Annotated in this window: 27 protein-coding genes; 7 read left to right on the plus strand and 20 right to left on the minus strand. The window is 64.1% G+C overall.

Going from position 1 to position 21,436, the window contains the following annotated elements; all coding sequences use genetic code 11:
* Window positions 1–137 precede the first annotated feature (137 nt).
* Together ACWEV3_RS34085 and ACWEV3_RS34090 are read right to left on the minus strand one after the other, a co-directional pair.
* The gene (locus ACWEV3_RS34085) at window positions 138–773 is read right to left on the minus strand and encodes a DUF305 domain-containing protein (protein WP_452617829.1); all 636 of its coding nucleotides are present in this window, start codon (window positions 771–773) and stop codon (window positions 138–140) included.
* Window positions 770–2,179, minus strand: coding sequence for an LVIVD repeat-containing protein (locus ACWEV3_RS34090; RefSeq protein ID WP_452617830.1), 1,410 nt, complete (start codon window positions 2,177–2,179; stop codon window positions 770–772). Before ACWEV3_RS34090 ends, ACWEV3_RS34085 begins: the two co-directional genes overlap by 4 nt.
* Window positions 2,180–3,184: 1,005 nt before the next feature.
* On the opposite strand from ACWEV3_RS34090, the gene ACWEV3_RS34095 reads away from it, so the two are divergent.
* From ACWEV3_RS34095 to ACWEV3_RS34115, 5 genes are all read left to right on the plus strand, one after another.
* Window positions 3,185–4,153 carry a hypothetical protein gene (locus tag ACWEV3_RS34095; protein WP_452617831.1) on the plus strand — a complete coding sequence of 323 codons (969 nt, stop codon included), beginning with the start codon at window positions 3,185–3,187 and terminating at the stop codon, window positions 4,151–4,153.
* 11 nt (window positions 4,154–4,164) lie between these two features.
* The gene (locus tag ACWEV3_RS34100) at window positions 4,165–4,845 is read left to right on the plus strand and encodes an O-methyltransferase (RefSeq protein ID WP_452617832.1); all 681 of its coding nucleotides are present in this window, start codon (window positions 4,165–4,167) and stop codon (window positions 4,843–4,845) included.
* A 41-nt stretch (window positions 4,846–4,886) separates the two neighbouring features.
* Window positions 4,887–6,329, plus strand: a complete 1,443-nt coding sequence (locus ACWEV3_RS34105) for a tryptophanase (RefSeq protein ID WP_452617833.1) — start codon at window positions 4,887–4,889, stop codon at window positions 6,327–6,329.
* Window positions 6,330–6,856: 527 nt separating this feature from the next.
* The gene (locus ACWEV3_RS34110) at window positions 6,857–6,991 is read left to right on the plus strand and encodes a hypothetical protein (RefSeq protein ID WP_452617834.1); all 135 of its coding nucleotides are present in this window, start codon (window positions 6,857–6,859) and stop codon (window positions 6,989–6,991) included.
* A gap of 180 nt (window positions 6,992–7,171) precedes the next feature.
* Entirely contained in the window at window positions 7,172–7,315 is a 144-nt protein-coding gene (locus ACWEV3_RS34115) for a hypothetical protein (protein WP_452617835.1), read from the plus strand.
* 645 nt (window positions 7,316–7,960) lie between these two features.
* Here ACWEV3_RS34115 and ACWEV3_RS34120 read toward each other — a convergent pair.
* The 18 genes from ACWEV3_RS34120 to ACWEV3_RS34205 all read right to left on the minus strand — a co-directional run bounded on the left by ACWEV3_RS34120 (window position 7,961) and on the right by ACWEV3_RS34205 (window position 18,207).
* Window positions 7,961–8,092, minus strand: a complete 132-nt coding sequence (locus ACWEV3_RS34120) for a hypothetical protein (protein WP_452617836.1) — start codon at window positions 8,090–8,092, stop codon at window positions 7,961–7,963.
* Between the two features lie 21 nt (window positions 8,093–8,113).
* Window positions 8,114–8,728: a non-canonical purine NTP pyrophosphatase gene (locus ACWEV3_RS34125; protein WP_452617837.1), complete on the minus strand. Its 615-nt coding sequence runs from the start codon at window positions 8,726–8,728 to the stop codon at window positions 8,114–8,116.
* Window positions 8,725–9,663, minus strand: a complete 939-nt coding sequence (locus ACWEV3_RS34130) for a hypothetical protein (protein WP_452617838.1) — start codon at window positions 9,661–9,663, stop codon at window positions 8,725–8,727. Before ACWEV3_RS34130 ends, ACWEV3_RS34125 begins: the two co-directional genes overlap by 4 nt.
* Entirely contained in the window at window positions 9,639–10,244 is a 606-nt protein-coding gene (locus ACWEV3_RS34135; protein ID WP_452617839.1) for an AAA family ATPase, read from the minus strand. The genes ACWEV3_RS34130 and ACWEV3_RS34135 overlap by 25 nt, the downstream gene beginning before the upstream one ends.
* On the minus strand, window positions 10,231–11,160 hold the full coding sequence (locus ACWEV3_RS34140; protein ID WP_452617857.1) for a hypothetical protein: 930 nt from the start codon (window positions 11,158–11,160) through the stop codon (window positions 10,231–10,233). Before ACWEV3_RS34140 ends, ACWEV3_RS34135 begins: the two co-directional genes overlap by 14 nt.
* Window positions 11,160–11,873, minus strand: coding sequence for a cytidylate kinase family protein (locus tag ACWEV3_RS34145; protein WP_452617840.1), 714 nt, complete (start codon window positions 11,871–11,873; stop codon window positions 11,160–11,162). The genes ACWEV3_RS34140 and ACWEV3_RS34145 overlap by 1 nt, the downstream gene beginning before the upstream one ends.
* 304 nt (window positions 11,874–12,177) lie before the next feature.
* Window positions 12,178–12,423, minus strand: a complete 246-nt coding sequence (locus ACWEV3_RS34150; protein WP_452617841.1) for a hypothetical protein — start codon at window positions 12,421–12,423, stop codon at window positions 12,178–12,180.
* Window positions 12,424–12,773: 350 nt separating this feature from the next.
* Entirely contained in the window at window positions 12,774–13,034 is a 261-nt protein-coding gene (locus tag ACWEV3_RS34155) for a hypothetical protein (RefSeq protein ID WP_452617842.1), read from the minus strand.
* A gap of 64 nt (window positions 13,035–13,098) precedes the next feature.
* Window positions 13,099–13,344 (minus strand): hypothetical protein, encoded by a 246-nt coding sequence (locus ACWEV3_RS34160; protein WP_452617843.1) that lies wholly within the window; start codon window positions 13,342–13,344, stop codon window positions 13,099–13,101.
* A 123-nt stretch (window positions 13,345–13,467) separates the two neighbouring features.
* Window positions 13,468–13,863 carry a hypothetical protein gene (locus ACWEV3_RS34165; protein WP_452617844.1) on the minus strand — a complete coding sequence of 132 codons (396 nt, stop codon included), beginning with the start codon at window positions 13,861–13,863 and terminating at the stop codon, window positions 13,468–13,470.
* Window positions 13,863–14,408, minus strand: a complete 546-nt coding sequence (locus ACWEV3_RS34170) for a hypothetical protein (RefSeq protein WP_452617845.1) — start codon at window positions 14,406–14,408, stop codon at window positions 13,863–13,865. The genes ACWEV3_RS34165 and ACWEV3_RS34170 overlap by 1 nt, the downstream gene beginning before the upstream one ends.
* A 97-nt stretch (window positions 14,409–14,505) precedes the next feature.
* Window positions 14,506–14,886 (minus strand): hypothetical protein, encoded by a 381-nt coding sequence (locus ACWEV3_RS34175; protein ID WP_452617846.1) that lies wholly within the window; start codon window positions 14,884–14,886, stop codon window positions 14,506–14,508.
* A 575-nt stretch (window positions 14,887–15,461) separates the two neighbouring features.
* Window positions 15,462–15,971, minus strand: a complete 510-nt coding sequence (locus ACWEV3_RS34180; RefSeq protein ID WP_452617847.1) for a hypothetical protein — start codon at window positions 15,969–15,971, stop codon at window positions 15,462–15,464.
* Between the two features lie 152 nt (window positions 15,972–16,123).
* Window positions 16,124–16,450, minus strand: coding sequence for an RNA polymerase-binding protein RbpA (locus ACWEV3_RS34185; RefSeq protein WP_452617848.1), 327 nt, complete (start codon window positions 16,448–16,450; stop codon window positions 16,124–16,126).
* Window positions 16,447–16,866 (minus strand): hypothetical protein, encoded by a 420-nt coding sequence (locus tag ACWEV3_RS34190; RefSeq protein ID WP_452617849.1) that lies wholly within the window; start codon window positions 16,864–16,866, stop codon window positions 16,447–16,449. The genes ACWEV3_RS34185 and ACWEV3_RS34190 overlap by 4 nt, the downstream gene beginning before the upstream one ends.
* An 86-nt stretch (window positions 16,867–16,952) precedes the next feature.
* Window positions 16,953–17,075, minus strand: a complete 123-nt coding sequence (locus tag ACWEV3_RS34195) for a hypothetical protein (RefSeq protein WP_452617850.1) — start codon at window positions 17,073–17,075, stop codon at window positions 16,953–16,955.
* The gene (locus tag ACWEV3_RS34200; protein WP_452617851.1) at window positions 17,072–17,281 is read right to left on the minus strand and encodes a hypothetical protein; all 210 of its coding nucleotides are present in this window, start codon (window positions 17,279–17,281) and stop codon (window positions 17,072–17,074) included. The genes ACWEV3_RS34195 and ACWEV3_RS34200 overlap by 4 nt, the downstream gene beginning before the upstream one ends.
* 650 nt (window positions 17,282–17,931) lie before the next feature.
* Entirely contained in the window at window positions 17,932–18,207 is a 276-nt protein-coding gene (locus tag ACWEV3_RS34205) for a hypothetical protein (RefSeq protein WP_452617852.1), read from the minus strand.
* Window positions 18,208–18,626: 419 nt separating this feature from the next.
* Between ACWEV3_RS34205 and ACWEV3_RS34210 the strand changes: the two genes are divergently transcribed.
* Window positions 18,627–20,057 carry a helix-turn-helix domain-containing protein gene (locus tag ACWEV3_RS34210; protein ID WP_452617853.1) on the plus strand — a complete coding sequence of 477 codons (1,431 nt, stop codon included), beginning with the start codon at window positions 18,627–18,629 and terminating at the stop codon, window positions 20,055–20,057.
* The gene (locus ACWEV3_RS34215; protein WP_452617854.1) at window positions 20,054–20,602 is read left to right on the plus strand and encodes a GNAT family N-acetyltransferase; all 549 of its coding nucleotides are present in this window, start codon (window positions 20,054–20,056) and stop codon (window positions 20,600–20,602) included. Before ACWEV3_RS34210 ends, ACWEV3_RS34215 begins: the two co-directional genes overlap by 4 nt.
* Window positions 20,603–21,436 lie beyond the last annotated feature (834 nt).

A 21,436-nucleotide genomic window follows, 5' to 3' on the forward strand; every position in this document is an offset into this window, starting at 1 on the left:
TCCAGCGGCTCGTTCCGGGGTGCGGTCGGCTGCGGCGACTTCCGCCGTAGCGTGCCTATGGGCGTTGCATTGGGGGCAAGGCCAGGACGCTCACCGTCGCAATGAGTCGTCGCAGCCAAGACACCACGCTTCTCTCCTTATGGGACGCGTTGGCTGAGGAAGGCAGTCAACTGCTGGCTTTCCTTGGACTGTTCGACGGCTATGCGTTGGGCGAGTGCCTTAACTTGAGGGGTAGCGGCGTGGGTGGCCGCATAGTCCGCCATGTGCACGCCGCCTTGGTGATGGCGCACCATGAGTTGCAGGAAGTAGACCTCTTTCGCGCTACCGGCGAGTTCTCCCAGTCGGTTCAGCTCGTCCTGCGTTGCCATACCGGGCATCGCACCGTCCTGGCTACCGTCGTGGTGGGCTTGGTGGCCTTCGGCACCGCCAGGCATCCAGCCCATCGGTGCGCTCGAAGAGATGAGCGGCTTGTCCCATACCTGCAGGAAGCCCGTCATCTGGCCGATCTCCAGGAGTTGGTTGCCCCGCAACACGTCGGCCAGGCCGGCGATCTCAACGCCCGCCCCGCTACGAACCATCTCGCTCATGGTCACGGCCTGCTGATGATGGACGATCATGTCCTGCAGGAATCCCACGTCGACAGCGGAGGGCATGGTGCCGCCGCCTGACTCGTGGTGGTGGCTGTTTGGAGGAGCGGCCGACGCAGCACCGATGAGCGCTGCGCCGACCACGAGCGCGAGCCCGCACAGCGCGAGCAACAAGCGCCGGGTCATCCTTGAGCACCGTTGGTGAGTTGCAGAGCCAGGAACCCGTTGTCCTGGCAGGTAACCCAGAGCTGATCCGAACCGGCGAACCGCGGGGGCGAGCTGCACCAGTCGGCGGTCAAGTTGGACCCGGTGAGGCCGCCCCCGATGGGCGCGCCAATGCCGTAGGCGTGTTCGGACCCTTTGAGCTTCGCCTTGTTGTCGGATTGGGCGGGTGGGTTGTAGTAGGCAATCTCCTTGACCTGGGAAAGATCACGGATGTCGAAGACCCGCACGCCGGACTGGAACCAGCCACAGGCGAGCTTGCGCGGCTCATCGGCACGGTCCACCGAGCAGTAGTGAGCTTCGTAGCCGAAGAAGCCATTGCCGATGGTGTCCTCGATTCGCTCGGCTGCGTGCTCGGGAGCATTGATCCCGAGCTTCAGCTGATGGGTAACCTTCGGGTTGCGTTCGTCGCTGATGTCGATGAACCGGACGCCGCCGTTGTTAAATTCATCGACTGCGACGAGGTAGGGCTTACCTTGGTACGTGATGGGGATGGTGTGTTGCGTGAACAGGCCGTCGCTCCAGGACACGCCCCCGATCTGAATGATCGCCGGGGCCGGTTCCCTGTTCTGGATGGCGCTGACGTCGAAGATGTCGACGCCCGGAGGAGCGGCCCGTGTCATGTACAACCTGTTGCCGTCGGCGCTGAGAGAGAATCCGTGGTTGGCCGGGATACCGGCGAGGCCAGTGAAGACCATGCGTGGTTTGGTGGGATCGGAGACGTCGATCGCAGTGAACGAGCCCCCGACGAGGCCGCTGGCATAGTAAGTATTGCCGTCAGGGGCCCACTCGCCCTCGTGCCCGAGCACGTTCGCCGGCATTGTCAGGTTGGTGCCGTTGGCGCCGTTGAGGATCCGCGGCCTCGCACAGTCCTGGGAGATGTCGTAGACGTCGAAGAACAGCGCCCCCAACGCCCCTCCGCCCGACACTCCGGCCAGCAGCCCACGCTTCTCGTTCACCTTGAGGCTTTCCCAGGGCGAGGTGAACATCGCAGGACTGGTGAGGTTGGTGGAGAGCCGAGGATTCCGCGGGTCCGAAACGTCGACGACCTGCGTGCCCTGCGACCGCTTCCCCAGTGTCCCAAGGAACGCGGTCGCCATGTACGCGCACGTGTCGTAGGACGGGTTCACCCACGCCGCGCCTTCGCCCTGATAGCCACCCAGCCTAACGAGATTGCACCAGTAGCCCAGCTTGTTCCGCCCACTGTCACGGTCAGCCTTGGGCACCTGCCCCTGAACACCTGTCTCCGGCCGCGAGCCGGGGCCGCAGTCGGCTTCGGCGACCCGGCTCACCAACAGGGACTCTGGCTCGGCAGCAGCGCTCGAGGCCGGTAAGCCGACCGTCGCGGTGGCGATCGCCACCCCCAGCACGACCTGCCTGCTCCACCACTTCGGTGTCGTACCCGACCGGAATCGTCTTCGTACCACTTCGTACACCCTTTCCATGACGCATTCGCACGGATATGCGCGCCGTTCTGCACACCGCGGTGGCCGGCAGATTCTGCGCTGAACTCGCTCTTGACTCGGCTCGATCGGCCGGACATGAAATCTGGATTGCCGAAGTTTGCCGATCGCTTGGACGCACTGTCAAGACGGCTGTCACTGCACTGCGACTAACAAGTACCAATTCCGGCTTCGGAGGCGGTAGATCGACCTCAAGCTCGCCGAACCGATCCCGAAGACGGGAAGGAACGACGTACCGATCAAACCGTCGGGTCGGTGCCGAAGGTTATCAGTTCACCGCGATCGACGACTGCACCCGACTGCGCGTCACGAGACTTACCCGCGCAACGACCAGAAGACCGAGATCCAGTTCCTCGGCTGCGTTCTCTCCCAGCCGCCGTCCGCCGTGGAGCACGTGTGGAGCGTTCCTGCCGCAAGGTTTCTACCGACTCCTGGACAGCGTTGTCAACGACGTCGACTTCTTCAACGCGCGCCTCAAGGAGCCGACACCCATCAGCGGCACACGCGGCAACGCCGCCGACAGCAGCACATCGCCTCCCTGTCAAGTCCAGACGGTCACTTTGTGATGACCTATCGGGCATCCCTTGTGGAGGGATGTTGCTTCGAGAAAGGCGGCCAGGAAAGGATCCGGACGTGCCGCGGTCCCCGATGCGATCGCTCAACGACCCAAAACTCGGACACATTTCGGTAGATATTACTAATAGTACTTTTGCGTCATTATGTTGAAGGGGCCCTTGCAGATGTGGCATGTGTTGACACACCAAGCTACTCGGCTATCGGAAGCATCGACTTCCGCGAAAATGGTCGTATCTATCGATCCTGACTAGGCACGGGACAAGTAACTCCACCGCATCGTTAGGGGCTTCGACCACAGCAACGGTGAGCCGTTTGCCTCGCACCAAGGAGCAACTCATGAGATCTTCCACCACCAGCGACGTGTGCTTCCGCGTTTCCGCTCCTACCGCGCACGGTGACGTTGCCCCCCTTGTGCTGACCATGCCGGAAGAGGAGCCCTCGCCCTGCCCCCACGCGGCAGAGGGCACGTCAGGGTGCACCCAGCCAACCGAAGAAGATTTGCGCACACTACGCCACGCTGCACACGGTGGACAGCCTTCCGTTCTGCAGGCCCCGCTCGACCTGGTGGAACGGATCCGCTACCGATGGATGGTGGGGCACCACGCAGCGTTCGGCGTCTGGCAGATGCAGACCCGATGTTTGCAAGCAATTGCCGATAATCCCGCCCCCACGACTGATGACGTCCATACAGCGGCGCGACTGTTCGACGCGTACTCCTTGTTGTTCCTCTACACAGGAAGCTGCTCGGCCAAGCACTACGCCGCGACTGTGCGGGCGGACATGATGGCCTGCAACGCGGCTTTCAGCGGCAAGTGGGCTCGCGACTACGAGCCGATTACGCTAGCCCTGCGGGGGATCCGAGACAAACACCCTGAATCTGTCATCGCGCCGCTGACAAACGCCGCCAGGCGCAATCATCGGCTGCACATGGCCGTCGCCAAGAAACTTGTTCCGAATGGCGCCTCCCTCTTGCGGAAGGCTGGGCACCACCCGGGGCAAGCACCGACCGGGGCCGAACGTGATGTCTTCGATGCTTTCTTCCAGGTCCAGCGACGTCCCTTGTGCCGACGAGCATTCGCGGCGCAGCTCGTCCGCCGCTTTGCCCAAGTGATGTGCGACATCGCCGCCCACAGGTTGAGCGGTCCAGCTTCTGCCCCCGCCCGGCAGGATGCTATACCGACGCCGCGCGACGCGGCGCTGCGGGATGCTTTCGAACAATTCGAGGAAGACGCCGGAGACCTACTGCTGAGAATCAGCGAAAACGTCATCTCACAAGAGGTCATGCTACCTCGACAGCGCCGATGAAGGGACTGCCCATGAACACCACCGCAAACGATATCAAAACGCTTCAGATCACTCCCCCTCTTTATCAGTACCTGGTGGAACAAGCCCAGCCTCCCACACCAGCGCAGCAGTACTTGATCGACCGGACTCGTGCTCTCGGTGGCTGCGCCGAGATGCAGATCCCGCACGAACAGGCAGTGTTCTTGAAACTGCTCACTCGCCTGATCGACGCCAGGTGGGTCGTCGAAGTAGGAACCTTCACCGGTTACTCCACCCTCGCCTTCGCCCTGGGGATGCCTAGCGTCGGTCGAGTGACAACCTGCGACCTGTCCGAGGAGTGGCTGAGGATCGCGCAGGACGCCTGGGAACAGGCCGGCGTCGCTGACCGCATCGAACCTCTGATCGGGCCCGCGGCGGAGACCCTCGAAACGTTGCCCACCGGCCAGATGATCGACTTGGTGTTCATCGATGCCGACAAGCCCGGGTACGAGGCCTATTGGGAACTGCTGGTTCCCCGAGTGCGCCCCGGCGGGCTACTACTCGCGGACAACGTCTTGTATTACGGCGAAGCGGCCAACCCGGACGCCACCGGTAATGCCCGGGCTATCCGGGCCTTCAACGACCGGGTGCGAGACGACGAGCGCGTCGAGTCGGTCCTGCTTCCGATCGCCGACGGACTAACCATCGCCCGCAAGCTGCCCGAACGCCGATGACCAGCGCAGCCCCATTCAACACAAGGACAGAGGAGACGAACGTGACCGTGCCCTATGCAACCGAGCCCTGGCGGATCAAGGTCGTCGAGCCGATCCGAATCCCTGCCCGCGAGGAACGCGAGCGAGCGATCCTGGCCGCCGGCTACAACGTCTCGCTGCTGCGCTCGGACGAGGTCTACATCGACCTCTACACCGACTCGGGCACCAACGCCATGTCCGACCGGCAGTGGGCTGGGATGATGGTCGGTGACGAGGCCTACGCAGGATCGTCCAGTTTCTACCGCCTGGAAGCTGCCGTCCAGAAGTACTACGGCTATCCACACGTCATTCCCGTTCACCAAGGCAGGGGTGCGGAGAACATCCTGTCCCGGTGCCTGGTTCGCCCTGGCAGCCACATCCCAGGGAACATGTACTTCACCACCACCCGCGCCCACCAGGAGCTCAACGGCGGCTCCTTCCACGACGTGATCGTCAGCCGGGCACACGATCCCTCCTCAGAGCATCCGTTCAAGGGCGACGTAGACCTGGATGCGCTCGAGCGGCTCATCCACAAGGTTGGCGCAGACACCATCCCGTACGTCAGTGTGGCCGCCACGGTCAACATGGCCGGTGGACAGCCGATCAGCATGGCCAACCTGACGGCGCTACGCGAACTGACCGCCCAGCACCGGATTCCGGTCATCCTTGACGCCGCCCGCGCCGTGGAGAACGCCTGGTTCATCCAGCAGCGCGAACCAGGCTGGGGTGAACGCAGCATCGCCGAAATCCTCTGGCAGATGTGCGCGCTGACCGATGGCGCCTGCATGTCGGCGAAGAAGGATAGCTACGCCAATATCGGTGGCTGGCTGGCCGTGCGCGATCCCGGGCTCGCAGAGCAGGCCCGCAACCTCGTCGTGGTGTACGAAGGACTACACACCTACGGCGGAATGGCCGGGCGGGACATGGAGGCAGTGGCCCGCGGCATCGAGGAGTCGGTACAAGAGGACAACATCCGGGCGCGGATCCAGCAGGTCGCTTACCTGGGGGAACGGCTGATCCAGGCAGGTGTGCCCGTTGTACGGCCGATCGGCGGGCATGCAGTCTGCCTAGACGCCGCCGCAATCATGCCTGCAGTCCCACGAGACCAGTTCCCCGCCCAGACCCTAGCGGCCGCGCTCTACTTGGACTCCGGCACCCGCGGCGCCGAACGCGGCGTGGTCTCCGCCGGCCGCGACCCGGTCAGCGGCGAAAATAGGCACCCCCGGCTAGAGCTCGTGCGGCTGACCATCCCGCGCCGGGTCTACACCCGCAGCCACCTCGATGTGGTCGCGGACAGTGTCATCCGCACCGCCGAGCGCAGCGCGGCCGTCACCACCGGCCTGTCCTTCACACACGAACCCGAGACCCTGCGCTTCTTCCAGGCACGCTTCGCACCAGTGCCCGCGGGCTCGGCCGACGGGGCCTCCGGACCGTACACCGCGCTGACAGCGGCCCAGAAAGGCTGACCATCTGCAGCACGCCCATCCAGGAACACCAGGCGCAGGGCAAGGCAAGCACCTTTTCTACGCGCTGCTGGCAGAGACCGGCGTGTTCGGTCCGAACGCGCCCATGCGTCTGGAGGCGGTCATGCTGCCGGGCCAGCTGCCCCCTGCCCAACTCGTCGTCCATCGCCACGTCGCCTGCCGGCCGCCCCGCGATCTGCTGGTTGACTACCTCACCGAACGCGCCGCCGAGCTGGACTACGCCTCCCTCGACGGGCTGGCCAGCAACGTCGTCGGCCTGTTCTGGCGAGACCTGAAAAAGCATCACCCGGGCATTGAGTCACTGCGGCTGGCCCCGGAAGTCGCGGCCGCATGGAAGGACCGCGTCCGGATGATCTGGGACAAGGCGGGACGCCCGCTGCGGCCCAGAGTGAACATCCACAGCGGCTTCGCCCATGTGCGGGCGTTCTACCAGGATCAGGCCAGATGGGCCACCGAGAATCCCGCCAGGCGAATACAGCAAGGCGGCTCGTTTGCGGAGCAAAGCCGAGATGGGTCAGCGCACCCGCACCCTGCTGCCAACGCTGCCTGTTCTGGTGGACACGGTCGAACGCCTGCACCAGCAAGCCCAGCGGCGGCTCACCGCCGCTCGCGACGTCCCACCCGGCGGCGCCTTCACCACCTGAACCGGACGGCTGAAACAACCCACCACCCGATCCAGGTGAACGCTGCCCCCACAGGCGCTGCCTGGGGCCTGCAGCAACTACCGGGCCGGACTTCCGAGCAGCATCCCCGGTGCCCGGCCCCGCCCTTGGGGCTGGGTCCACACACGATCGCCCCCGGGCCTCCCCAGGAGGCGAGGTCAGATGATCGTGGAGGCCGCCAGCGCTCGCTGCGACCGTCCGAAGCTGCGCACCGCCCTCGGCATGCTCAAGCCTGGCGACAAGCTGGTGCTCTACAGATTGCTTGTCGAGGCGTGTGATCGACGTTGTTGGGCAAGGCTGGAATAGTGAGGCGTTGCCCCTGCCGCCCAGCTCTATCCAGTAACGTCCAGAAGCTAGGGAAACCGGTGACGACTCCGCTGGAAATGCGGTGCCTTCACGAAGCAGGGAGATCGCCTGCTTCTGGTCAGCGACAGCGTGGCCCCGCTCGGCGAGCAGGCAACGAGCGACGCCCAGTCCTGCCATGTCCGCGCTCAGCCACCCCCATGGGCGGGTGCGGCCCGACCGCGACCGTGATCTGGGCCTCGATGAGGTCAGCGAGCAAGCTGGATGCCTCGGCCGGCAGCGTCGCTCCGGTCCGCAGCGCGTTGATCGCACTGTCTATGTCTTCACCACTAGCCAAGTCGATCTCCCCACCGTCTTCGAAGGCTTCCGCCAACGCATTCTCCGCGTGTCCTATTGCGACACTCCGATCAGGACCGTCGTAGCGACGAGCTCACCAGGAAACATCGGGGCGTATATCTCTGGCCACGGGCCGTCACGATCCGGCCGGGTCGCCGCACTGTGCCTTGTGGCTGTGGGGATGTCCAGCAAAAAGCGCTGGACATCCCCACAGCCACAAGGCTTTCGCATTCGGCGAGCACGTGAAAACCTGCCAGCTCGCGCCGGTTCGGTGCAGGCTGGCAGGTTCGGTTCCGGGAGCGCTCCGCGGTGTCAGCCGGGCACGGTGCCCAGGTTCGTGGTGATTTCCCGGGCAAGCCGGACGGTGGTCTCCGTCGCTTGCTGCCGCGAGATCTGCACCAGTTCGCCTGCGCGGTCGGAGTCGTGTCCGGAGTATGTGATCACCCAGTGTTTCAGACGTGAGGGTCATCGGTCGGCGGGACGATCCCACCCGTCGCACTCATCCGCAGGGCTCGCCGGTTCGATATCGGGGAAGACGTCGATGAGAACTTCGCGGAGTTGGTCAACAGCCTTGCGGCGATGTGAGATCTCATTCTTATAGGCCGGGTCCATTTCCGCGTAGGTGAGGGGTTCACCTTTGGGCTGGAAAATGGGGTCGTAGCCGAACCCATTGCTGCCGCGGGGCTCGGTGGTCAGTGTTCCATCGAGCGACCCGACGAACACTTGGATGCCGTTCGCGTCGGCGTAGCCGATGGCCGTGGTGACAGTGGTCCGCCGGTCGGTCACGGTTGCGGCCATGTCCAGAAGTCCCTGCGCTCCCACTTCCTTGATGACCCATTTGATCAACGCGCCGGGGTACTCACCCCATGCATGAAGGTACAGCCCTGTGTCGTCAACCAGTACGGGAGATCCAACGGTGTTATAGGCAGCGGCGGCTTTGCTTCGGACGACTTCAGCGACGTCGAGGGATTGGATCTCGACTAGGTCGGTTTTGAACGTGGCGACATCGATCCCCAGGATGTCGGTGAACTCGCGCGCTTTGTTGGCGTTGCCGGTGATGAGCGTCAGGGTGCTGGTCATCGGGTCTCCGCAGGTTCGATGATGGTGAGCCAGTGTCGGGTGAAGTGTGTGAGGCGAACCGTACCGGTAGAGGGTAGGAAGCTACCGCGCACCGACACGCGATCACCGAGGCGGACTGGGGTGGTGAACTTCCACCAGAACACGACGACCTCGACGGGGCCGGCGTCACCGTGGATGGTGAACGCGACCGGGAACAGCGCGCTGTGATCGACGTCCGTCACCTCTCCGGTGAGAACAACCTCGGTGAGGCTCGTGGCCGGCGAGGCCACCAGGTTCATCGGCACGGTGCGCGCTGGATCTCGTAGGCGAATGGTGGTCACCACCTGTGGGGAGAGCTGGAGCGCGGTCCACCGTCGAGAGATGACGGTGGACAGTGAGTTGTTGGGGTGGCGGAACACCTTCTGGTAGCGGACGAGCTGCCGCTGCTGGCGATCAACGGTGACGTCGGTGAACCCCAGCTTCGACCGGATTTCAGGCAGCCGTTCGGCAAGGACGGGAACCGTGTCCGCCGTGTTGCCGTGGATGACGAAATCGACGTCCTTGCGGATGCCGCCGTGCTCAGTGAGGTGCATCCCCAGCATCGCGGACCCGAAGACACCAACAGCGTCCTCGCCAAACACGCTGGCCAGCTCATCGTAGAGGTCTGCCCACACCGTGGATCCCAGCTTCGCGCGGCGGTATCGCGCCGCTGCTACGGGGTCGTGATGCTGGGCGACGTCATCGGCGGGAAGCAGCTGGTAGAGCCGGAGTACATCGTCCGCAGCGGCGGTGTCCTCGAAGTTCTTACGGTACTGCTTGCCCTGGTACGCCCGGTCTCCGTCAGGGTGAGGCGAGTAGACGTTGTAAGCCAGGAAGCGGGTCGCGTCATCCAGGGTTCCAATCACCCGGTGGATACGCCCGTCGTAGGTCACTACGTGATCGCAGTCGATGAACATGACCACTCCTCGGTGGTGGTGATGGGGATGCCGTGCTCGCGGGCGTCGCGGATCAGGTAGTCCTGGATCACGAGCAAGATCTCAAAGTGGTCGACCCAGGTCTTCCGCTCAGCGAGGGATGTTCGTTCGTTCTCCTTGCTGTGTATGCGTTTCCGAAGCTCGTCGGCAGGCTCGGCAACCAGCAAGCCCGCGTGGACGCGGGCATCTTCGAGGGAGGAGCGGAGCGCGCCGATGATGCCGCTGTGGAGGTGAGCCCCTTCGATCACGGCATCGAACCCGTCTCGGGCGAGTTTCGCCGCCACATGCCGGATCGCCGGCGCGACCGCATCAGCGTGATCACGGAATCCCGCTTCGATATTGACCCGCGTGGGTGGCCCGTGTAGTTGCCACGCAGAGTGTGTCACCTCGAACAGCGCCGGATGCTGATGCGGCGAGGCGAACGCTCGCTGTGTTTCGCGGAGACAATCCGTGGGCACCACCGTGCGAATGCCACGTTGGTAGGCGAACTCTATTGCCGCCGTTGACTTCCCCACACACGGGATGCCGTACAGGAGGTGCAGGTCAACTTCACGTCGCGTCATAGCGGTGCTTCCGTCCGTAGGCGACGACCTGGTCTAACTCGGTGTCGTTGAGTCCCGAGAGACGGAGTTCGCGATCCAGATCGGTGCTGAACAGCATCGGGTCATCGGTATTGATCGTCACGGGAATACCGAGCTCCAACGCGCGGCGCGCTGGACTGGTCCGGTGCCAGTTGACGATCCCGAGCGTGGTGTTGCTGGTGGGGCACATGTCCAGGCAGATCCCATGCTCGCGCACCAGGGCAACAAGGCTCGGGTCTTCCAGGAGCAGGACGCCGTGCCCGATGCGGTCCGGGGTGAGCCGGTCCAGGAGGTAGCGGGACACGGTGTTGTCGAACAGCTCACCCAAATGCATGTTGATCTTCAGGCCATCGTCTTGCAGGGCGCACAGGGCCGGAAGGTACCGCTCGAACTTCGGCAAATCGCCTGGTAGGAGGTTGATGTCGATCCCAGCCAGGCGGCTCGCCACGTCACCATCGGTGGTCAGGACATCGATGGTGCGGTCGAGACGATCCTGCGACCTCGTGAGATCCACACCAGCGAGTAATGACACCGAAAGCCCGCCATGCTGAGCAAGTTCGTCCCGGAAAACGTCAATGCCGTCAGCGGCGCTACGCATCCACACCCACCTGCGCATGATCGGCCCGATGCGCAGGTCGACGTGCTCCACGTGCGATGCGGTCATCTCATCCAGGAACCGCCGAACGACCGACCGGAACACCTCTTCGGTGAAGAGGTGTTCTTCGCCATCAGTCAACCCCTGCACGGTGTTCCACAGCAAGTAGAGACGATCCGCTGGGCTGACACGGTCATAGAAAGGGGATGCGACGACGGTTTCTAGGTGCCTGACTTTGCGGGACCGCACCAGGGCGATGGCGCGGAGCGCGGATTCGAAGTGGCAATGCAGCAGGCTGTACATCAGCACCGTCCCATGGTCGACGTGTCCGGTACCGTGATGCGGTGGATTTCTCGCGGGTGTGCGCGAGCCAGCACCCGCGCGCTCGCGGTGTCCGCGGTCAGCACGGAGGTCACGGCAGCGTGGACGATCGGAGCGAATGCCTCGATCCCTGCCTGGGCGGCGGTGTCGGTTGCACGGGGAATGAGGTGGCTGTTGCAGAGGATCACGTCGTACCGGTCTCGGTCGGTGAACAGATCGAACCCGTGCCTCTGCGTAAACAGCTCGCGGTTAAAGCTATCTTTCTCGCCGAGCAGCTTCCTGCACTCACTAATACCGAGCTGCTGACTTTCCTGGGATATCAGGCATTTTCGCGCTCTGGATTCCACATCGGACTCTAACCAGAGGCGAACCAGCGGGGCGTCTCCGATCCACGCCAACGCCCATGTGTCGAACACCGTTGCCTGGCGTGTCCTGTTCGACTCCAGAAGCCGCTGTTCCAGCTCGGCGTCCACCGCGCCATCTCCGCGTGCTTCGTTGATCTCCTGGAGCCGGGTAAACCACACCTGGTCACTAGGGGTGTCGACCCCCAGCATCTCTAACAAGATGTCCGTGGCGGACACGTACTCGTATCCCAGCTCAGACGCGAGCAGCCGTGCGTGAGTGGTCTTTCCCGCCGCGGTCAGCCCTGCGAACGCGATATTGCGGGTGAACGACATCGTGATCATCAACTCCATCAGTCATCAGCGATCTTGAGCAGTTCTTGGCGATCCCGGTCTTGGCCTGCGGTGGTGGTGTACCTCCACGTTGGTGGTGTCCGGCCGCCCAGCTCTTGGGGAGTCGGCCGCTGGGCGGACGGAGATCACGCGGTGGGTCCCTGCGGCCTGACCGCAGGGACTCATCCCGCTACCGTCACTGCTTCTCAAGCACGAGAACCGTTTTCGGTCGATGGACGGCGCGGAGCACTGCGTCCGCTCCGCACCGACCGGCCCGACCTGTCCGCACACAGGACTCGCGATGGGGCCGCCGTGGCTCCGCGGGTCAGCCGGGCACGGTGTCGAGCTTCGTGCTGATTTCCCGGGCAAGCCGGAGTGTGGTCTCGATCACCTGCTGCCGTGAGATCGGCACCGGCTGCCCGGCGGCCAGGTCGCGACCGGAGAACGTCAGCCACACCAAGAGGTTGCCCGAGCGGAAATGCACCTCGGCCTGCCCCTGCGTGCCGCTGAACATCGCACTGTCGCCGACGTCAACCATCTCGGTGAACGCACCCGGTGCGGCGTCGGCCATCAGCCGCCGATGCAACTCCGCGGTCTCCGCCCCAGACGACCTGCTGGTCCCGCGGTGCACAGCCACATGCAGAGACACAGCCCGTTCGAACGGCTTGGCGTTTTCGGCGTCGAAGTCCCGGTGGGTCCAGGCGCAGTACCCAACATCACCCGGCACAAACGAGTCAGTCCGGGCGGGTTCACCGACGAATGCATGAATCGTCGCCGGCGAGACCAGGCCGCAAATGTCCGGTAGCGCGGTGAACCGGTCTCCTGCCGGATCAGCAGCCGGGCTAGTGCACCCCGCGGCCGCGGCGGCAAGTAGCGCCAGGCTCGGAAGCCATCCGTGCCGGGTATCTCGAGGCGCCATCGTCACAGCCTGCCCGCATAGCCCTCGGTGGCGTTGATCGTGGCACTGATCTGCGCCTGCACGCTGTTGATCACGTGCTTCACCTCGGCGAGCGAGCCGTGCGCGTGCTGTATCTCCTCCTGCGTGCTGCCCTGGGTCGCCGGCACCAGGGCCGCCTGCGCCTCTTCGAGCGCGAGGTTGCCCTGTTGCAGGGCGGCGATGCTTTCCTGCATCTTCTGGTTCGCCAGCACGATTCCCGCACGAACTTCTTCGACGCCTGCCATCGTTCTCCTTCTGTCGTCGCAGAGCCCGTCCTCTGCGGGTAGCGGATTGGTGTGGAAGTGCTGTCTACGTTCGGATTGCGGTGGCTTTGTCCCGCAACTGCGCAGCCAGCGCACCGAGTTGGGTGTTGATGTGCTCGGCAATTTGCGTGCCGGTGTTGGCGATGACGCCGACGACATCTGCGTGGCCGGTCTCGGCGACCAGGCTGCTGACTTGGGCCGCGATCGACTCCAGCTCGTTGGACACGACTTGTGCCGCCCCGTACGGAAGGGTGTCGGCGAGAGCCTCCAATTGGGCCGCCGCTTCACTCACGTCTGACATATGGCTTTCTTCCTGTGCTCGTAGCTGACAGGCAGCGGGACTTGCGCGTCACCTTGAGTCGGTAACTCGCCGGATGCTGGGGTACGCGCTGCAGTCGCTCGCGGTGCGAGCCGATCACGGCTCGGTGGTCGTGGCGTACTCGCGTTCAGCCCGGTAGGCAGCGTTGCGCTCGGGCGTCGTGTGCAGGTACGCGGCAACGCGGTCATCGTCGGGGACCACGTCCATCGACCACCTGCCGTCGAACCGGACGCCTTCCACACCGAACGAGGAAGCGAGGAGGCGTAGTGCTGCACCTGTTGCGATAGTGACGCCGATCTCGTGGTCCAGGTGCACCATCTCGAGTCTGATCAGCTGCTCTTCCAGATCGACCCACGATCCGTGATCGTCGATGCCGACCAGGCCGATCCACTCCTCGGTGACACGCTCGACGAAGATTTCCAGGTCCTCGCCGGTGACCGTGTCGACGGTGTAGTGGAGCACCACCGCAATAAACACTGGGGGCGAAGTCATTAGCGTCCTCCTGAGCAGTCAAGTCGCAGCGCGGCGTTCGCACGGTGCATGTCTTTCTGGCCTGAAGGCGTGGAGCTGAAGCCGGTTCGATGCTTTCCACAGGGACACCAAGCCGTCCAGTGACTCGTGGTCTTCTGGATGGCCCAGCCCTTCGCCTCCAACGCGACGAACGCCCGCTCAAGGTCTTTGCGGTTGTGGCAGGGCCGCTTCACGCCTTTCAGCTTGTGCGCTTTCGTCGAGCTCGCCGGCGGCGCCGGTTGGCTGGGCTGCGAGCCGGCGCGGTTGCTCACGTTCCGGATCGCTTGTGCGGTGTCCTGCAACGCCTTTCGCGCGCTGTCGAGCCCGCCGATCCCCGTGTCCACGATCTCGGCGCGCGCGCTGAGCACCACCGGCAGGAGATCGGCATGGGCGGTGTCGCCGACGAGCTCGTTCGCGAGCTCCGCAACGGTCTCCAGCTCGCCAGCGACACCGTGCACCACGGCGTAGGGCAGCTGGTCGGCAAGTCGCTGCAGGTGTGCGGCCGCCTCATCAAGTCGACTGCTCACCCTGACGGCACCTCGGAGCCGGGACAACGCCGGATGGCATGCGAGCGCTCGCACGCCGGCGGGTAACGCCCCGGCGGGCATGCCCGAGCACCGTGGTTCACGCTGTGCACCCCGCCAGCTCGTCAAGGAGCTCGCACACCTCTTTGGAGACCTCGGCGTCCTCCGACCGGCAGAGTGCCACGTCGATCGGGTCCCAGAACTCCAAATCGTCACGCAACACGCTCACAGGGAAACGCACGTACCCCCGGCCGTCCCGGAGTACCATGCTGCCCCGGACGACATCCGCTGAACGCAGGTCGTCTAAGGCGACAGCACGCAACCCCCGTCGAATCCAGTCACGACCGATGGCGTAGGTGCGCGACTCAACGAGGAAGACCCCGTGCACGACAGCGACAGCCAGGAACGGAACCACGAAAAACGCGGCGATCTCACCCTGCAGCGCCAGAGCAAGCCCCACGGTCACCTCGACGCCGACCACAGCGAACGCGAGCGCGAGCCACCGTTGTGGCGGTCTTCGCACATGCACGGGCGGCGTCGTATAGCCACGAGGGGAACGCGTAAAGAAACGAATCATGAAATCCCTATCCGCAAACTCAGCGACATTACGGCCTCAACGGCACCAACGGCCGTGATCTCGGCGCGGCTTCGCTGGGGTAATAATCTCGACCGACCAGAGGCGCGTGGACGAACTCAGCAGCGGAGGCCCACCCGGGAACTATCAATCCCGTTTCGTAGGCAACGACCACAAGCTCCGCACGACTACGGAGGTCGAACTTTCCGAAAAGTCGGTTCAGCCGTGACTTAACAGCGGTAGGCCCCAGCGCCAACGTGCTCTCAATATCCTCGTTGCGGCGCCCGTTGGCAACATCAAGAATAATGATTTCCTCGATTGGGTTTATGTACCGCGAGTGCTCTGGCTCGATTCGCGACCTGTTGCCGTCCAGCAGCAACCTACTACGCCGTAGTTGGCTCACAAGCATTGTTTCTTCCTCGGAACGCGAGGCGGAGGCACTGTGCCCGCTCCCCGGGCCCCTCCCCTGGCGTGATTTCGGCCTAGATCCCGGTTTCGCATACCGTGGGTCGGACTCTGACGATTCCTCTGTCCATGTCAGCCACGGTAGAAACAGCGCCGATCACCATCGAGACTGCGACCAGACCTTGCAAGACGACAGTTGCCAGCACGTGCCTCATTGCACCCCCTCGCGCCACACCCGCTTTCGTAGCAATGTCGACATCTGGCATATCAGGCGAACTTCCGGGTTCCCGATCCAAAAAGAACAAGAAAGGAACGGTCCCGACGAGAACAATTTGCAGGATCATCTCGATAGTCGCGCCACGCAAGCCGCCGTAGATCGCAAGGAAGGCACTTGCGACTCCCATCACCGACAAAGCGATTCGCGCCCAGTTCACCTGGAAGAGCTGGATGATCACAGCGAGCGCAATCGAGGCAGCGGAATGGACCACGACCGTCCACCACCAGGGCGCCTGACAAGGGGCGATGCTGCCCGCGCGCAGATAGATAGTCAGATTCAGGGCGCACAGCGTCTCCCAGAGATAACTCATGAGAACCACTCTCCGCCACGGAATTTCTTTCTTCGGCAACGCTACTCTTTCCTTCTCGCAATTTGGTCCTGGCCACCCGCACTTCGTTGTGCGGGTGGCCAGGTTCGGCCCGGCGACTCGGGGGGCAAGGCCGCCGGACCGAGCTGAGGGCGCTATTCGGTGCGCGAACGCAACAGCGCCAACCGCTCGTCGAGCAGCTTCTTCAACTGCGGGAGCGTGCGGCGCTCCCGCAGCATGTCCCAGTGAGTACGGGGCGGCTTGGCCTTTTTCTGCTCCGGCTCGCCGCCATCGATGATCTTCGACTCGGTGCCGTGCATGCGACACCCCCAGGCCGACGGAACCTCGGCGGCGTCGGAGAACGTCATCTCGAACTCGTGATTCTGGGGACAGGCGTAACGCACCGTCCGGCGCGGCGCCGCCCCCGGGTCACCTGGCCTGGAGAGGCGGGAATGAGCGCCCCGGCTCCCGCGAACCATCATGCGACCTCCCCCAGCTCGTACGGAGTTGTCGACTCTGCGATCGACATCCCGCTAGACTCCGCTCGCGTCCCCGGCAGGGTGGAACTGCCGGGGCCGTTTTCGTTGACGGGTCTTGCCGGCGGCACGGCCATCGCGCGCTCGAACGCCTTGATGCCCTGCGCGAGGCCCGGCATCCGCAGGGTCGTCACGGTCTCGATGGCGTGCCGCCCCGTGACCGCTTCTTCTTCGCCATACGGACGAGCGGCGCGCGGTTCTACGAGATCGGTGATCCATGCCGGGGCAGCGGCCAGGCACGCAAGGTGCGGCTGGTAGCCAGGCCAGCGCGACGCCGGGAGATACCCGGTACAGGTCTCCGGCTCGTCGGCCACCTTGTGGCCGCACGCCAGACCGGCTCCGGGAAAGTCGGCGTGGATCACTGACTCGCCCGGGCTCGCCACCCACGTCAAGTCTTCGAACTCGGCTAGCGCCACAGAAGACCACCGGTTCCACAGACGCGGGCCGCTCACTCTTTTCCCTCCGGCTGCTGCGATTCCACTCCGTTCGGGACGAGCAGCCACCACAAACCCGCTCCGAGCGCAACGGCGAGAGCCGCGACGACAATCAGGGCCAACACAAGATCGTTCATGCCCGCGCCGCCTCACGCCGCGCGGTCTGCAGGGCGGCGACCTGAATGCCGATCGCAACGTGCAAGGCCTCGGCCTGCACGAGGTCGAGCAGTCGCTCCTCACCGGCCACTCGCAGCCACACGGCCGAGGACATGTGACCGACCACGACGTCCCGGTCCCGGCCCGCGCGATCGCGACACGAGACTTCTCTCAACTCTTGCAACATGATTCCCTCCTCTTGAGAACGGCCGGGATACCGAGACGGGGGCACAGGCATCCGGCCGGGTCTAAGACCCCACGCACAAATGGATCGCTTTTGGCTCCATTTCCGTTGGTGGTTCGCTGGTTCTGCCGGCATGTCGCGGTGGTTTGTTGGTGGTTCAGGCCACAGCGGCAAGTTCGCCGCACTGCTCGTCGTCTTGCTCGTCCGGCGGCCACTCGATCGACTCGGGTCCGGAGCAGTGATCTCGGCGGTGCGACGCACCGCACCGGCAAGGACTCTGACCCGGAGCGTGGGTCGGTCTTCCAGGTCGACCGCTTTCGCGCAGGAGGCGCACGCACTCCGTCGGGCAGGGGTGAGGCGGTCCCGCCCTCGCAGCCAGGTGGCTGGTCCACGCCGGGCAGCACATCCGACCGTGCGCCGTGCACAGGTCCCTTCAGCTTCTTCCTGCAGGCCATTCGAGGGGCAGCCCCGCCGCTGACCGGGTGGTGCCAGATCGCCTCGTGGACGCTGGCCATCCAGCGCGGCAGCTGAGGTGAGTGCTGCATGGGGTGCTCCATCTCGGGCCTGGCCGGTGTGCCGGGGAAGGCACCGGCCAGGCCGGTAAAATCCCAGCCCGACGTGAATGTCGGAGTACGGCACGTCGGGCCGGGGGCTCAGTAGTAGAAGCGGTCAGAACGCAGGGGGCCGTGGGCGCGAGCAGACGACGTGCTGGCGCAGGGGTCGCAGAAGTCCTCGTAGCTGGTCGATCGCGGCTTCGGGCGCGTTCCGGGCTTGGCCAAAGCAAGCTCGCCGTCGCAGAGCTTCGCAACCGGGGTTCCGTCTGCCAGCTTGGTTGGGTCAGTGAGGGTCGCGTGCCGCACATCGGAGTCGTGGTCAATGACCCACCACACGACAACAGGTGTATCGGGATCGGCGATCGAGAGCGTCACAGGACCACCCGTCCTGTCAGCACTGGTCCGGAGGGGTGGCCGGTGGCGGGCATTCCTTCATCAGATGCCACGCGCTTAACCGGCCACCCCGCGCCGCCGCGCGCCAGATTGCTGCCGTCCTGTCGCATCGTGACGGCTGGCTCAAGTCCCTGCCGGTCTTCGTCCAGCTGGCGAAGAAGCAGCGGTCCAGCGAGCATCGCCAAGGCCACGAGAGTCAAAGTCAGTAGTAGTGCCATCACTTCACCGCCAGATCGCCGGACGTCACGTGCCGTGCTCGAAGTGTTTGCGGAGCTAGCACCTAGAGCGTCGCCCTAGACGCCACGTCTTGGAACGCTCTGGGGGCGTACCCGGTACGTACTCGGGGCGTACTCATGCGCCGCCTACTGGATGCCGTGCAGTGTGCGCGTCATGATGGGCGAATGCCGCCAATCGCTCGCTGGACGGGTCTCGAAGCGAAGCTGCTGCGCAATGCGCTACGGCTCACGGTGAACGCCTTCGCGGACTTGCTGGGGGTTCATTCCCGGACGATAAACAAGTGGGAATCGCGACTAGCCGAGATCACGCCACTTCCAGAGATGCAGTCGGCTCTGGACACTGCGCTCGAGCGCGCTCCCGAGGCCGCACGTGAACGGTTCTACCAGTTCAGAGGGGATGCTTCTTCTGCTGCTGCAGTCGATCCAGCTGCGCCGGTGCAGCTCGTCTCCACTGAAGTGGCGGGCCAGAAACAGCACGCTGTCGACAACATCATTGAGTTCATCGGGAGCGACATGGCAACGCGCCGGGAATTCCTGGAGCTGTCACTGCTTACGGGGGCAGCACTCGTGGTCCCCGTTCGGCAATGGGCAACGGAGGCCCCAATCGTGTCCATCAGACCTGACCAAGTCGGCCAGGATGAGATCCAAGGCCTTGAACAAGCGGTAGAACTCTTTCGCCGATGGGACGCGTCAGGACAAGGCGGTCTTCATCGCAAAGCTGTGCTCGGGCAGCTCAACGCCGTTGTCGAGGCGCTCCAGCACCGGCGCGCAGCCGCCGAACAACGCCGTCTGTACCAGGTGACGAGCGAGCTCGCCCAGCTTGCGGGCTTCATGACCTGGGACGCTGGCTTCCCGGTCGCAGCACAGCGCTACTTCCTGTACGGCTTGGAGGCATGTAAGCGCGCTGGTTCACTTGATTTAGGTGCCAAGATCGTCGGAGACATGGCACAGCTATCCAAGGCGCTTGGTCAGTGCGAAGACAGCCTTGCGATGGTTCGCACTGCCTTAGCCACTCTTCCGAGGAGCGCTAGTCCATTGGTGCGTTCCGAATTGCATGGCCATGAAGCTTGTGCCTACGCACGGTTCGGCCGCAGCGAAGCCGCGTGCACCCGTCGCGCTGTAGAAGCATCGTTGGAGGCTTTCGATCAAGCGACCCCAGGCTCGCAGCAGGCATGGAACAGGTACATGGATCGTGCTGAGGTCGAGAGCCTCGCTTCCGCGGCTCACGCGCAACTCGCGCTCCAGGATCCCACCTCCCAGCACTTGGACACCTACACCTGGCACGCCGAGACTCATGCGCTCAGAGCGGCAGAGAGCCGCCAGCAGGGCCGTCTGCGCAGCCGAGTCTTTGACGATCTCCGTCTCAGCAAGGTTCGACTCGCTCAGAGCGAGCCTGAGGAAGCGGCTGCACTTGCCCAGCGCGCATTGAGCCAGGCTCAGGAGATCAGCTCGTCACACGCGATCAGCCGACTGGCTGCGCATTCTGAGCGCCTTACGGCCCGCTACGGTGACGTCGTGGCTGTCGTTGACTTCCGAGCTAACGTAGCGGACCACGTGCACAAAGCCTTCCCAGGAAGAAAGGACGAGCTGGAGTGACTGAAGTCGAGTTTCGTCGTGTTCCTGTCGAGGAAGCAGGCCAGCTCGGTGACGAGCTGGGCGAGATCTACCGGGAGGTGTTCTCAGAACGTCCTTACCAGTACGGGGACGAGCACGTCCGGCTGTTCAAGGACCGCTTCGCTGTCCAACATCAGCGGCCGGGTGCCGGGCTGGTAGTCGCCCGCGACTCGACCGGCGAAATGGCAGGTTTCTCATTTGGCCTGACCATGCCACCGAAAGCTTCATGGTGGACCGACCTCACAACCGAGGTCGAGCCTGGCATGACCGATGAGCCGCCCGGGCGGACCTTCGTACTGATCGAGCTGCTCGTCCGCCGCCCGTGGAGGCGTGCAGGCGTGGCTGCTCGGCTCCACGATCTTCTCTTGGAAGACCGGCCCGAAGAACGAGCTACGCTCACGGTGCAGCCTGCAGCCGGCCCCGCTCAGCACGCCTACGCCAATTGGGGCTGGAAAAAAGTCGCGCAGAAACGCAACCCACTGCCTGGGTCGCCGATCTTCGATGTGCTGATCAAGGACCTCCATTAGCGAACGGTTCCTACGCCGCCAAGGAGCGTGGTCAGCTCGCCGCGGGTGCCTCGGAAGGCGTTGAGATCGGTGCGGTGCGGGCCAGCGGCCGCGCCGGAGTCGAAAACTGAAGGATCTGCACGGCCAGGCCGTAGCCGCCCCACATTTCGTCGAGCCAGGTGCGGTGTCGGGCGTAGACGTGCGGCGCGGTCCTGGTTGCGTTGAGCGGGTAGCGCTAGTACCACAAGGGGCGGCCATTAGTCCGGGAGTCCAGAAACTGCACCGCGGACTCCAGGGAACCAGAACCGTCGCAGTATCGACGATATCCCATCTAGGCCGTCGGGGATCAGCAGTGCCCAGGCGGTCATGTCGAGCTTGCTTAGCCGCCAGGTCGAGACCGCCGTAGTCCCGCCGCCCGGCTAGCTCGGCGCGCAGCCAGTCCTAAGCGGGGAGCGGCGGCGGCCGCGCACCGGCGGTAGAACGAGATGAAGGCCAGCAGCTCAGACTTGTCGATCCTCAGCAACGACGATGGGTCCAGAGTTACGACACACTGCAATCGTTGGACCGACGAGTACCACATCTTGACCAGCTGGTGCCGCGATCGCGGCACCAGCCGCACTCACCGCCATCCGTCAGCTCCTTCACTTGCTCCCCGCACACCCTGCAGCGGTCCACATTCGGGGCGAAATCCGCACGCACCTCCGGGTCGCACCACGGGTGGTAAACGCCCTCGAGTCTCATCTTGTTGCCGCACGCGGCATGAGGTTGCCCCTGTAAGCCGGACACCCTGATCCCAGGCAAGTTGCCTGAGCAAGGATGTCCCTGTGTCAGGTTCATCGAAGTATCCCGAGCAGT

Source organism: Saccharopolyspora sp. NPDC003752, from assembly GCF_053605825.1.

Bases quoted from the DNA above. Each gene is read 5' to 3' on its own strand.
- ACWEV3_RS34085 (WP_452617829.1), bottom strand. From the start codon at position 773: ATGACCCGGCGCTTGTTGCTCGCGCTGTGCGGGCTCGCGCTCGTGGTC.
- ACWEV3_RS34095 (WP_452617831.1), top strand. From the start codon at position 3,185: ATGAGATCTTCCACCACCAGCGACGTGTGCTTCCGCGTTTCCGCTCCT.
- ACWEV3_RS34100 (WP_452617832.1), top strand. From the start codon at position 4,165: ATGAACACCACCGCAAACGATATCAAAACGCTTCAGATCACTCCCCCT.
- ACWEV3_RS34110 (WP_452617834.1), top strand. From the start codon at position 6,857: ATGGGTCAGCGCACCCGCACCCTGCTGCCAACGCTGCCTGTTCTGGTG.
- ACWEV3_RS34115 (WP_452617835.1), top strand. From the start codon at position 7,172: ATGATCGTGGAGGCCGCCAGCGCTCGCTGCGACCGTCCGAAGCTGCGC.
- ACWEV3_RS34125 (WP_452617837.1), bottom strand. From the start codon at position 8,728: ATGACCAGCACCCTGACGCTCATCACCGGCAACGCCAACAAAGCGCGC.
- ACWEV3_RS34130 (WP_452617838.1), bottom strand. From the start codon at position 9,663: ATGTTCATCGACTGCGATCACGTAGTGACCTACGACGGGCGTATCCAC.
- ACWEV3_RS34135 (WP_452617839.1), bottom strand. From the start codon at position 10,244: ATGACGCGACGTGAAGTTGACCTGCACCTCCTGTACGGCATCCCGTGT.
- ACWEV3_RS34140 (WP_452617857.1), bottom strand. From the start codon at position 11,160: ATGTACAGCCTGCTGCATTGCCACTTCGAATCCGCGCTCCGCGCCATC.
- ACWEV3_RS34145 (WP_452617840.1), bottom strand. From the start codon at position 11,873: ATGGAGTTGATGATCACGATGTCGTTCACCCGCAATATCGCGTTCGCA.
- ACWEV3_RS34150 (WP_452617841.1), bottom strand. From the start codon at position 12,423: ATGGCCGACGCCGCACCGGGTGCGTTCACCGAGATGGTTGACGTCGGC.
- ACWEV3_RS34155 (WP_452617842.1), bottom strand. From the start codon at position 13,034: ATGGCAGGCGTCGAAGAAGTTCGTGCGGGAATCGTGCTGGCGAACCAG.
- ACWEV3_RS34165 (WP_452617844.1), bottom strand. From the start codon at position 13,863: ATGACTTCGCCCCCAGTGTTTATTGCGGTGGTGCTCCACTACACCGTC.
- ACWEV3_RS34180 (WP_452617847.1), bottom strand. From the start codon at position 15,971: ATGAGTTATCTCTGGGAGACGCTGTGCGCCCTGAATCTGACTATCTAT.
- ACWEV3_RS34185 (WP_452617848.1), bottom strand. From the start codon at position 16,450: ATGATGGTTCGCGGGAGCCGGGGCGCTCATTCCCGCCTCTCCAGGCCA.
- ACWEV3_RS34195 (WP_452617850.1), bottom strand. From the start codon at position 17,075: ATGAACGATCTTGTGTTGGCCCTGATTGTCGTCGCGGCTCTCGCCGTT.
- ACWEV3_RS34200 (WP_452617851.1), bottom strand. From the start codon at position 17,281: ATGTTGCAAGAGTTGAGAGAAGTCTCGTGTCGCGATCGCGCGGGCCGG.
- ACWEV3_RS34210 (WP_452617853.1), top strand. From the start codon at position 18,627: ATGCCGCCAATCGCTCGCTGGACGGGTCTCGAAGCGAAGCTGCTGCGC.